The sequence below is a fragment of the Blautia sp. DFI.6.71 genome (assembly GCF_020593585.1).
In the GTDB taxonomy this organism is placed as follows: Bacteria; Bacillota; Clostridia; order Lachnospirales; family Lachnospiraceae; genus Blautia_A; species Blautia_A wexlerae.
In genome coordinates this window covers 76,823-88,573 of the sequence record NZ_JAJDMJ010000006.1, presented here as the reverse complement: position 1 = coordinate 88,573, position 11,751 = coordinate 76,823, and the positions used below count along the sequence as shown (strand labels likewise).

Annotated in this window: 9 protein-coding genes; 6 read left to right on the top strand and 3 right to left on the bottom strand. The window is 40.4% G+C overall.

The window, feature by feature from the left end; all coding sequences use genetic code 11:
* Positions 1-167 precede the first annotated feature (167 nt).
* The 6 genes from LJE12_RS04855 (at position 168) to mobQ (ending at position 5,300) form a co-directional block, all read left to right on the top strand.
* Positions 168-1,085, top strand: coding sequence for a ParM/StbA family protein (locus LJE12_RS04855; protein WP_227222927.1), 918 nt, complete (start codon positions 168-170; stop codon positions 1,083-1,085).
* Positions 1,086-1,088: 3 nt separating this feature from the next.
* Positions 1,089-1,472 (top strand): adenylate cyclase, encoded by a 384-nt coding sequence (locus LJE12_RS04850; protein ID WP_227222928.1) that lies wholly within the window; start codon positions 1,089-1,091, stop codon positions 1,470-1,472.
* A gap of 18 nt (positions 1,473-1,490) precedes the next feature.
* Positions 1,491-2,207, top strand: a complete 717-nt coding sequence (locus tag LJE12_RS04845) for a replication initiator protein A (protein ID WP_227222929.1) — start codon at positions 1,491-1,493, stop codon at positions 2,205-2,207.
* Positions 2,204-3,061, top strand: coding sequence for an ATP-binding protein (locus tag LJE12_RS04840; protein WP_227222930.1), 858 nt, complete (start codon positions 2,204-2,206; stop codon positions 3,059-3,061). Before LJE12_RS04845 ends, LJE12_RS04840 begins: the two co-directional genes overlap by 4 nt.
* Before the next feature lie 170 nt (positions 3,062-3,231).
* Positions 3,232-3,453 carry a DUF3847 domain-containing protein gene (locus LJE12_RS04835; RefSeq protein WP_117767619.1) on the top strand — a complete coding sequence of 74 codons (222 nt, stop codon included), beginning with the start codon at positions 3,232-3,234 and terminating at the stop codon, positions 3,451-3,453.
* A gap of 137 nt (positions 3,454-3,590) precedes the next feature.
* The gene (gene mobQ / locus LJE12_RS04830; RefSeq protein WP_227222931.1) at positions 3,591-5,300 is read left to right on the top strand and encodes a MobQ family relaxase; all 1,710 of its coding nucleotides are present in this window, start codon (positions 3,591-3,593) and stop codon (positions 5,298-5,300) included.
* Positions 5,301-5,501: 201 nt separating this feature from the next.
* Here the strand turns inward: mobQ and LJE12_RS04825 are convergent, their stop codons facing one another.
* The 3 genes from LJE12_RS04825 to rlmD form a co-directional block, all read right to left on the bottom strand.
* The gene (locus LJE12_RS04825) at positions 5,502-9,449 is read right to left on the bottom strand and encodes a P-loop NTPase (protein WP_227222932.1); all 3,948 of its coding nucleotides are present in this window, start codon (positions 9,447-9,449) and stop codon (positions 5,502-5,504) included.
* Between the two features lie 261 nt (positions 9,450-9,710).
* Positions 9,711-10,082 (bottom strand): TnpV protein, encoded by a 372-nt coding sequence (locus tag LJE12_RS04820; protein WP_118614728.1) that lies wholly within the window; start codon positions 10,080-10,082, stop codon positions 9,711-9,713.
* A 31-nt stretch (positions 10,083-10,113) separates the two neighbouring features.
* Positions 10,114-11,751: a 23S rRNA (uracil(1939)-C(5))-methyltransferase RlmD gene (rlmD, locus tag LJE12_RS04815; RefSeq protein ID WP_227226630.1), complete on the bottom strand. Its 1,638-nt coding sequence runs from the start codon at positions 11,749-11,751 to the stop codon at positions 10,114-10,116.

Here is an 11,751-nt window from a genome sequence, read left to right as displayed (position 1 = left end):
AAGAGTACATGAAGAATGTACGCACAATATATCTTTTTTCTCAATTCCAGCTCAATTTCCACTCAATGTCTTTTACCTCCGATTTTCGTATGCTTATCTCACAGCAAAGCAGTACCACACCGGTATGACCTGCTGAATCAATCAATACGAAAACGGAGGTATTTTTTATGCGAGAACTCAAAAACACAAAAATCATCGCTGTAGATCATGGCTATGGCAATATGAAAACAGCAAACACCGTCACACCAACCGGAATCAAAGCCTATGAAACCGAACCAATCTTCACCGGGAATATTCTGGAATATAACGGCATTTACTACCGGATTGGCGAAGGACACAAAGAATTTATCCCGGATAAAGCTATGGACGAAGAATATTATCTTCTGACGCTAATGGCTATTGCAAGGGAACTGAATGTTTTTTCCATCCGTGAAGCAGATGTTCATCTGGCTGCCGGACTTCCTCTGACATGGATCAGAACTCAAAGAGAAGCTTTTCGTTCCTATCTGCTCCAGAATCCAGAAGTCCGTTACCTTTTTAACGGCAAAGAGTATCATCTCCACTTTGTGGGATGCAGCCTTTACCCACAGGGGTATCCGGCTATCGTAAACCAACTTGGAGATTTCAAGGGAACCAATCTCCTTGCAGATATCGGAAACGGAACCATGAACATTCTGTATATCAACAATAAGAAAGCGCAGGAGAGCCGATGCTGGACAGAAAAACTTGGTGTAAACCAATGCATGATTGCTGCAAAGAACGCTGTTCTGGACAAATTCGGAGTGAAAATTGAAGAATCCACAGTAGAACAGATTCTGCGGTTTGGAACAGCTGACATTTCAGCACCATATCTGGATTGTATCAGTTCTATTGCCAGACAGTATGTGGCAGAACTTTTTTCCACGCTCCGCAAATATGAATACAATCCTGACCTGATGCGCCTGTATGTGGTTGGCGGCGGTGGATGCCTGATCCGTAACTTCGGAACGTATGACAAATCACGAGTCACCATCATTGATGACATCTGCGCCACCGCTAAAGGTTACGAATCTCTGGCTTATATGAGCCTGAAAAGGAGGGGATAAACCATGCAGAACAATATCCGCAACACAAACCTGCGTTTTAATCTGGACAAAGAACAGCAGCGGAGAGCCTGGGAATATTTACAGACAATGGACAGGCAGGATTTTAAATCTTACAGTCAGGTAATCTCTCTTGCACTGGTAGATTATTTTGACCGCTACTACCGCACACGGGCTGATCCTTATCTGGAAACAAGAGAACGGGAAGAACTTTTTGTGAAACAGATTGTAGATGCAGTGGAAAACAGTCTGAAACAGGCATTGCCACTTTTTCTTTCCGGACTGACTGCAGGCATGGCGCAAAGGGAGCCCCAAATCAGGGTGTCCTTTCCAACACCTGAAAATTCACAGCCAGATAGTGATGTAGACTGGGATTTTCTTGGCGAATAACTGATTGGAGGTGAACACATGACGGACTTTCTGACAGCAGACACCAACCTGCCATCTTATATGATGTTTCCCCGTTTTCTTCTGGACATGGAAATAAACGAAACTGCCAAAATGCTTTATATTATCCTGCTCGACCGGGCAAGGCTTTCCCAGAAAAATGAGGGCTGGTCAGATATCGCTGGTCATGTGTTCATTTACTTTACAATTGAAGCACTGGCAGAAGTTCTCCACAAAAGCCAGATGACGGTTAAAACTGCTCTGGCAGTACTGGAAAAACAGGAGCTTATCTTCCGAAAACGGCAGGGACCCGGACAGCCCAATCGGATTTATGTAAAACTCCCAAAAGAAACCATCCACTATATAGACAGATTTCTTTCCCTAAGACAGACAGAAAACTATCCTATTGATAGACAGGATTCTTTCCCTGATACAGACAAAAAACTGTCTGGTAATAAGAAAGAGATAAAAAAGAACAATTTAGAAAAAAGAGGGAGTAAGGAGCCACTCTCACCCTATGGAAAATTTCAAAATGTTTTTCTGTCAGAAAAAGAATTTGAAGATATCCGGCAGACAATCCCTGACTGGAAGGATTATATTGAACGCTTATCCGGTTATATGGCTTCTACCGGAAAGCAATATCAGAACCATGCAGCTACCATCATCAGTTGGGCAAGACAGGATCATCCTGCTTCCTGGCAAAGAAATTACGAAAGTGAGGAATATGAAACACTATGACAAGATTTATAGAAAAAGCAACCGCTATAACACCAAACAGAGAGCTTCAGCCTGATGAATATTTTAACGAAACAGACCACCTGATCTACTGTTCCAAATGCAATACGCCAAGACAATGCCGGCATGAATTACAGGGAAAGGTTCTTATTCCTTCCATCCGCTGTAAATGCCAGCAGGAAATCTTTGAGCAGGAAGAAGCCCAGAGAAAACTTCATGAAAAACAAATGGAAATAAAGCATCTTAAAACCAGCGGCTTACAGGACAAAGCACTCTATGACTACACTTTTGCCAGGGATAACGGCATCAATCCTGAAATAAAACTGGCACACAATTATGTAAGCAACTGGGAAGAGATGAAAGCAAACGCTTCCGGACTTCTTATCTGGGGTGATGTCGGTACTGGAAAATCTTTTTTTGCAGGCTGCATTGCCAATGCCCTTCTGGAAAAAGGCGTTCCTGTACTGATGACCAACTTTTCCCGGATTCTGAATACCCTTACCGGAATGCATTTTGAAGACAGAAACCAGTTCATCAACAGCTTAAACCGCTACAGTCTTCTGATTATTGATGATCTCGGAATTGAGCGGAACTCTGACTTTGCACTGGAACAGGTATTCAATGTGATCGACAGTCGTTACCGCAGTAAAAAGCCCCTGATCATAACGACCAATCTCACTTTATCAGAGCTAAATAACGCCGCTGATATCGCACACAAACGAATTTATGACCGTATTCTGGAGAGATGTATTCCTGTCCGTATCAATAACCGGAATATCCGTCAGGACAATGCAACAGCTAATTTAAAACAGGCGAAAAAAATCCTGTTGAACAATCATGCTCCGAACCAGAATTGACTCGAAGAAGTATAACACAATGATTACTTTTCACTGACAGTGGTACTACTTTCTTTCCTCATTTATTACCAGAAATATGCCACTGTCAGTTATCTAAAACCATAGTACCAAACCAAAAGATTTTAAAACCAAAACTGCCCGGATACGGGCATAAAAAGGAGGTGCCAGATATGGCAGATAAAAGAATCATGACACCAGAAGAAAAAGCACTTTTACAGGCAAAACACCGCCAAGAAGAAGCTGAAGCAAGAAATCGCAAAAAAGAGCGTGATGCCAGAACACACAGATTAGTCCAGGAAGGAGCAATTTTAGAAAGTATTGTTCCCCATATTAAGGAAATGGATTTAGATTCCCTGAAACGGGAGCTGATGATCCGGCTACGGGGAATGTAAACGCACAAGTTCTACTCCCGAAGGGCGCACTTACTCACCACCTGATAAATCAGGCAGTGGTATCCCCTTCGGGGCTCGTGCGCTCTGCCGAGGGCTTTATCCGCTGTTGCAGGCAACATCGAAAGGAGGTGCCAGATATGGCAATTTATCATATTCAAGCCAAGGTCGTCAGCCGTGGTTCCGGTCGGTCTGCTGTTGCTGCTTCTGCTTATATGAGCTGTAGCCGGATGTACAATGATTATGATGGTATCCAGCATGACTATACCAGAAAGCATGGGTTAATCTATCAGGAAGTGATGCTTCCACCAATGGCTCCATCGGAATGGAATGACCGGGAACAACTCTGGAATGCTGTGGAAGAAACCGAAAAGACCAAAGACAGTCGACTGGCAAGAGAATTTGTTGTCGCACTCCCTGTTGAATTGGATAAAGACAGTAATATTTCTCTTCTTCAAGATTTTATTAAAAAGAATTTTGTAGATATGGGGATGTGTGCTGATTTTGCCATTCACGATACAGATAGTCACAATCCCCATGCACACATTCTTCTTACTGTCCGACCACTAAATGAAAATGGAACATGGCAGTATAAAACCGAAAAAGAATATCTCTGTATCAAAGATGGGGAAGAAAAAGGATTTACTGCTTCTGAATTTAAAACTGCTCAGAAACAGGGATGGGAAAAGCAATATCGCTATAAAATAGGAAAAAAGAAAGAATATCTGACTTCCTCTGTTGCACAGGAAAAAGGATATGAACGGATTGATAAACACCCCAAGAGTAGCCGATATGGCAGACAGAATCCTATTTCCGAACAATGGAACAGTGATGAACAACTTTTCATCTGGCGGGCAAACTGGGCAGATGCCGTAAATAAAATGCTTGCACGTAATCAGATAAATGCTACCATTGATCACCGCAGCTTTGCAGATCAGGGAATCACCGAACAGCCAACCATCCATGAAGGCTACATTGCCCAGAATATGGAAAAGAAAGGCATGATAGCAGACCGCTGTGAAATCAACCGTCAGATTCGTGCGGATAACAAAATGCTCCGAGAATTAAAAGCAAAAGTAGCAAAACTGGCTGAAGCTGTAGAAAAGTCTATTCCAATAATTGCAGAAACATTGGAAGCAATCCGCAATCATATGATCTTTACACAGTACCATTTACTTCACAATGAAATGCAAAAAGAAGTAATTCATGACTGGATGAATCATTTTAATCCCATACTGAATAAATATAATGCTGTTAAGAAGAAACTTAAAGCGAAAGTTGTGGAGCGAAAAGAACTGAATGTGCAAAAGGATAAAACCAGTATTCTGAATCCCATCCAGCATATAAAATTGAATCAGCAGCTTACAACCGTTACCGAAGAAATTGAAGAACTGAAATCAAGGAAAGAGCAGCTAATCTTCCAGGCACAATGCTCTACTGATAAAGATATGATAAATCTATCCAAGAAATATGACCAGATGAATAACAATCTTGATATTCTTGATTCTCAGGACATCTCCCTTAAAAAGCAGCTTAAAAAAGACGCCGCCGCTTTCCGAGAAGAAAAATTTCGTCCTGAACCAGAACAATACACAGAATTGCTGGATACCAGAATCCAGATACGTCCTGATTTTCGGGACAAGCTGATAGAACAACTCAAAGGTACGTTCGGTAAATATTATGACTATCACCGTCGTGATATTGCAGCCCATGAGGTGGATTATCTCAATGTGGAAGATCCTGATGTCTTCTCTCATCGTGCATGGGAACTTAAATATCAGAGAGAACAGAAAATGCGGCGAAATCAGCCTGCAAGAGCTAAGAAAAAGTCCTATGATATGGAATTGTAATCATCTAAAGTATTGTCCTGGCACCATAAATGGTGCCGAGACAATGAATAATATTCACACATTATTATTTTAATATTCCAACTATTTACTTTTATTTGAAATCTAAGTCATAGTCTAGCATTTTCAATGCCTATACTATCAACATTCTTTTTCTTCGATTAAATAGACACTGTCTGCTAAAACAATCAAGCTACAACGATTTTACTGTTCAATCTTTTTCTGTATGAAATGTTCAATAACATTATTGAACATAATGTCATCAAATTTTTCTCCTGAAAATACGTTATCACAAATTTCTATTAACCAATCGACATCTTTGACCGGAAGCTTGTTCTTCAATAAACAAAGCATTTCCGTAATGTTGAGCTGAATATCTTGCGTTTGAGCTGCAAGATAACACGCATCTTCTGGTTCCGTCAACAACTCCACAGATTTAGAATATATCCATAGTTCTTCTGCAATATATCCTATTGGAAGTTCATCGACATCGGTGACTTTTTTTTCAGGCAAATCATATTTTTCACTAAAGCAGTCAAGCATTTGTGCTGTCACATTCACAGGATATGGAGGCACCAGTTTATCAAGCAATGAATGATTTTCTGATTCGATTGCCTTCTTGACGTCAACGAGCATCCGTCGAGGGAACTGTAAAGCAGTAGAATCTATTTCTTTGGACTCGTTTGCAGATAATATGACTAGGTAATCAAAGGGAGCATCAGCAAATGCGATACAGCCCAGAAGCCATTCGGTTAAATTGCTTTCCGATGCCATATCAAAATTACCAACTATGATGGGATAATAGCTCAACATGTCAATGGTGTAAATCTGATCAGGAAAATGAATCGAATACTTTGATTCTAATTCCGACAATCCGTCTTCTACTATCTTTCTCTCATCCCGACAATGCCCGTCATACCAATTGCTAATTTGATATTTATTAAAATACTTATTTGGCGAATGTGTCTGGTAGTAGCTACAGCACATTATTAGTCGCTCTATGTTTTGTGTTTCCATAACACAAAGAGTCAACTGTCTTTCCTGAAAGCTAAAATCAATTGCAATTTCTGCAAAGTAATTCTGCATTGTCACAAGAGCACTTTGAGCTATTGTGAGGTTAACCATAGCCAATCTTTGTTTTTGTTCATTCTTAATGAGGAACCCTGCAAACTGATTCATAAAGTTTTGTATGCTTTGAAAGTATTTACTCTTTATTTTTCCTAACCTCTCGGGCACTGTAGCTTTTTCTTCAAAAGGACGATCTTCTTTAGGATATCGCTTTTCACCAGTAGTAATTAGGGCAAATTCTTCACGAAGTTGATCTACCTCCCCGGCCAAACTCCCTAATGGTTTTCCGCCAAGGAGTTTGTAAATACAGGCACAGCACTTATCTGCAAGCAAACATATATGTTCTCTCACATCAAACCAGTAATTTAACCATTCTGTCGCGGTATCAAATTCGTAATTGCTCATAATGGTCTTGTTCCATAGCGACGTAAGATTCTGATGGAACATGATTACAATATTTTTAATGGGCATTTCTTTATGTGCATCGTCGGGAACAGGATAAGCCGAGAGCAAATCAACTGTCGGCTTGAGAGCATCCGCGCAATACAAATCAAAAATAGGCAAGGCTTTACAAAGGAATTTCAGCCTTGAGACGCTCTGCTCATTTCCCGTTTTAATATTGTGCAATCGAAGGATATATTCAATGTGAATCGCTTTTTTTTCGGAATCAATAAATACCCTATGTGATCTAGTCCACTGCTTAAGGTACGTAAGAATACTCTTAAGATTTCGTTCCACAAATTCCATATATTTCTCTCTGTTCCCGCAGTAGGAGAGATACATCAGCGTAGAAACGCACTCCAGCATCAATTTTTCTGGCTTGCTCCAAAGATCGTCCAGAGAAAATCCGGCCGATACATTCCACTCTGGATTGATGTTATAGATCCACTCAGAAATGGAGGTATAGGACGTGATGTCCTTTATTCCGTCAAAACGAAAGGTGCGCATTTTCCTATATAAACAATCGCAGAAAATATAGACATACGTTTCCTGCAAACAGCAGGTGGGAATACGCTCCCGTAATCGGCAAAGATATTCTATATTCTTATTATCCGGAAATGTTTCCCGCATTTTGTCCAGCGTATCCATCGACACACCGAAATCCTCGAATACAGCAAAGGGGCACATTTCGGTCGATAGAAGAAAAAGACCGCCGTGGGCATCTGCATCGTCAAACGCAGCCCGGTTAGAAAGGAAATACTGCATCACACTCCCTGAAAAAAGCCCCTGTATTGCAGAAGTATAGTTTGAAAGGTCTTTTTCATCCCATAGACTCTCGACCGCATCGCGGAAAAACGTTTCTTTGTTCAGGGTAAACTCCGGCAGATGAGAAAACAGTATCGATAGGTCCGCTTTGTCCGCCATTTTCATAACTGAAATGGCGGTATTGTCAATTGGCAGGAATTCATGCAGCCTCTTAACAACGTGCTTTGACCGAATGGGATGTAGCCCCTCAATATACCCACTCTCTTCATTTACATGCACAAGGAACTCCGATTCCATACCTTTTAAAAGCTCCCCAAAATCCGAGCCAGAGTCTTCTGATTGACTCGCAGAAAGTTTGATAGCAGAAAGCCTGACTCCGCAAAGATCTGCAAAACATACTTTGCGTAAGATTTCACATTTTGCTTTGCCAGAAGATGATTGTCCTATTTCGGATATTTGTGAGGCTATTCTTTCTGATAACATCTCACCATGAGTAAGCAAGTAGACATACTCTATAAGTAGTTGCCTTTCTGCAATCTTATTCCATGCTCTTTGCCAGCTTGTTATGCTTGGGTGAAGTTGCTTAGCCTCTCTGAATAGATTGAATATCTCTATTGCTTCCTTTTCTTCTAAAACCGGCTTAATTACTTTCAAAGACTGGATATTGCTCAAGTCACCACTATAATTATACCAATCCATCTCTCGCGATGTGATGAGCAACTTATAATGACAATGCAATTCGGATTGTAAGAGCTGAACAAGATAATTCCATTTGCTGAGATGGTTATCCAGATTGTCAATTAAGATAAGAATCTTTTCACCAAGCTGAATTCTTGCTTTGAAATATTGGACAATATTCCCAATTTCTTTTATCTCATCACACCATAGTAACTGATATGGTATATATTCATTTTGGAGAATATAAGCTGCCCGCAAAGCCAGCGTGGTTTTTCCTTGCCCACTAGAAGCTTTAATTACAGTAACCATGTTTTCGCAAATAGAATTAATAACATCTTTTTCTAAACTCGGTCGTTTGATTGGAAACCCACTTACTATATCTGCTGGTGTTGCTTTTTTCCCTTCGTAAAAACTACACCCTTCATCAATGCTAGGCTTAGAGTAGTCCAGTTTACGAATCCAACTATGAGCTGGATTTTGAGGACCCTTACTGATATCTATTTTGACAGATTGGATTTTGGAATCTAATTCTGCTTTTGTCACATAGGCCCGCTGCTCCATTTTTTCAAAGCAAAGAATTTTTATGCTATTTGCAAATAATGAAACATTGTCTGTGTTAATCTCATAAATTCTAATTAAGGTTTTTTCAATTTCAGTAGCAAGTATAGATTTTTCAATCTTCTCAAATGACAGATGTGAAATAAATTTATCGAAATCATAAACAGACCAATTCCAAGAAGGATTGTTTTTCTTGATATTTGAAATCACGCCAGCCCAATGGGTGCGTGATTTTTCGTCTAACTTAGATGCAAATATCTTACTTAGATGGCCTTTTGCAACAGGGAAATCGTAAACAAGCTTAAAAAATCTATTTTGATCCAGCAAATATGCTTCAAGAAAATTTTTGAGCACATCAGTTAAAAAGCTGGCATCCTGTTTGTTGACAGAATATTTCAACTGTATATGAGTAATATCATTACTACCATTTTTCTGCATGATACAATCAATATCTTCAATCCCCTCAAGCTGGAAAAAATTGCTTGGATTTGATGACGAAAGAATTAAATAACACGAATACAAAAATTGATATGAATACCCCCTGAGTGCAATTTGTCCGCCATCCCTAGAAATACTTAATTCCTGAATATTTGCTTTTGGAGCTGTAATCTTTTTGTTTTTCTTCTTTGTGCTTTTTCCCATATTTTTCCTTTCGTTCTCTTATTACATCTACACGTGCTCTAATCTGTACTTATCAAATTTTCCAATTCAGAATATCGAACGATTCTATTTCTATTAGGAAGTTTAATGGCATTCATCAATTCCATTTCCTTGTAATGAATAAAACATTTTAGATACTATAATAAAAAAATCCCGTTGCTTTAATAATACCATCTTCTTAACCCATTTTCTATATAATCTCTTCCAAACAGCGAAAAGCTCCCGAAGGAGCTTTCCATTACCTTAAATATACACTAATTCTTTTAACACAATCTCTTCCGCTGCATTACGGATGTTATTTACAGCTCCAACCCACGCCATTTGGTCACGAGCTTTTAACTCATCTGTAATGCCCTGTTTATCCATCATCTGGCTTACCAGAGTCTCCATTCTATCCTGCGCCTCATCATCCACCATATTCAGATGTGACGTCAGCCTGTCTTCCAACATATACAATGAATACTTTGCCGGACGATGCTCTTTCAGATACGTTTTCCGCATCATTCCATATTTCCCATAATGCGGTTTTTCATCTGTACTAACAAGATTCGGATAGTAAATTCCGTCTGCGCCAAGTGTGTAGGTTCCACCCATTTTTTCAAATGTGCTTTTCATGTGTTATTCCTCCTTGAAATCAGCGATGTCCTTAGATCATCGCAAAATATTTCAGGGCAGCCTTGATAGCTTCTTCCTTCTCTTTCGGGCATTGTGGAACTCTTGCATTTTCTGATTTTGGAAGATTATAGTTTTCTCCCACTTCAATTCCACATTTGCGTTTTACCTGAGAAATATATAAATTTGAAACCTTCAAGCCAAATTCTTTCAGCACATAATCTTTGATTTCCTGATAGGTTGCTTTCAACTCGGCACTGGTAGCATCCAGCTCGTCCAGGTCTAAGTCGATCTCTATCGTGTCATCTGGTTTTTGTTGGGACAAAAGAACAACCGTCTCCACATGAACCGTCATCCCAAATTGATCAACCGGGCATACCTTTCTAAGCTCATATCCTCTCTCACACAGATACTTCAGATCCCTTGCCAGCGTCGCACTGTCACAGCTGACATACACAATTCTCTCCGGGTTCATCTCGACCATGGTCTCTAGCAGAGTTTCATCACAGCCTTTTCTTGGCGGGTCTACGACGATAACATCTGCATAAACACCATTTTTCTTATACTCTCTTGGCAGCACTTCTTCTGCCTTACCCACAAAGAACTCTGTATTCTCCAGGCCATTAAGTTTCGCATTTTCTTTCGCATTCTCTATAGCTGCAGGAACAATTTCCACACCGCGGACAAATTTTGCTTTCTGTGCCAGGAACAGGGAAATGGTTCCGATCCCACAGTAGAGATCCCATACTGTTTCCTGACCGTGAAGATCTGCGTATTCCAGTGCCTTTGCATAAAGCTTCTGGGTCTGCATAGGATTTACCTGATAGAAAGACAGAGGAGAAATCTGATAGGAAATATCTCCGATCCTGTCTGTGATATATTCCTGACCCCAGAGCAGACGGATTTCCTCACCAAGGATTACATTGCTATGTTTCTTATTTACATTGATGGTGATGCTTGTCATTCCCGGAATCTCACACAGAGATTTTACAAGCTGCTCCTCTTTCGGAATCTTATTTCCGTTCAGGATCAGACAGACCATCACTTCTTTTGTGAAGTATCCGTAACGGATCAGGACATGGCGCACCAGCCCTTTGCCTGTTGCTTCATTATATGGTTCAATCCCGTATTTCTCCATATGTGCGATTACACGGTCCAGAACTTCTTTATTCTCAGCTACACCAAGTGCACAGTCACGGTTTTCGATAATATTGTGGGTTCTTCCCGCATAGAAACCTGTAACGATTTTTCCCTCTTTATTTCTGCCTACAGGAAACTGTGCCTTATTTCTGTAATGAAAAAGTTCATCCATGCCAATGATCGGCTCCATGGGGATATCTGTAAAGCCACCGATACGTTCCAGATGTCCCTTCACCTTATTTGTCTTAAATACAAGCTGTTGGTCATAGGAAAGTGCCTGAAGCTGACATCCGCCACACTGGCGGGCAAATTCGCACTTGGGCTCAACTCTGTACGGAGATGGCTTCAGCACCTCCATAAGACGGCCGTAACCATAATTTTTCTTTGCCTTGATAATTTTGGCTGTTACTGTATCTCCGATTACTGCGTCCTTGACAAAAACGGTGAAGCCATCGGCTTTTCCGATACCTTCACCGTCAATTCCGCAATCTTCTATCTCTAACGTAACAAGATCGTTCTTACGAAATTCCAT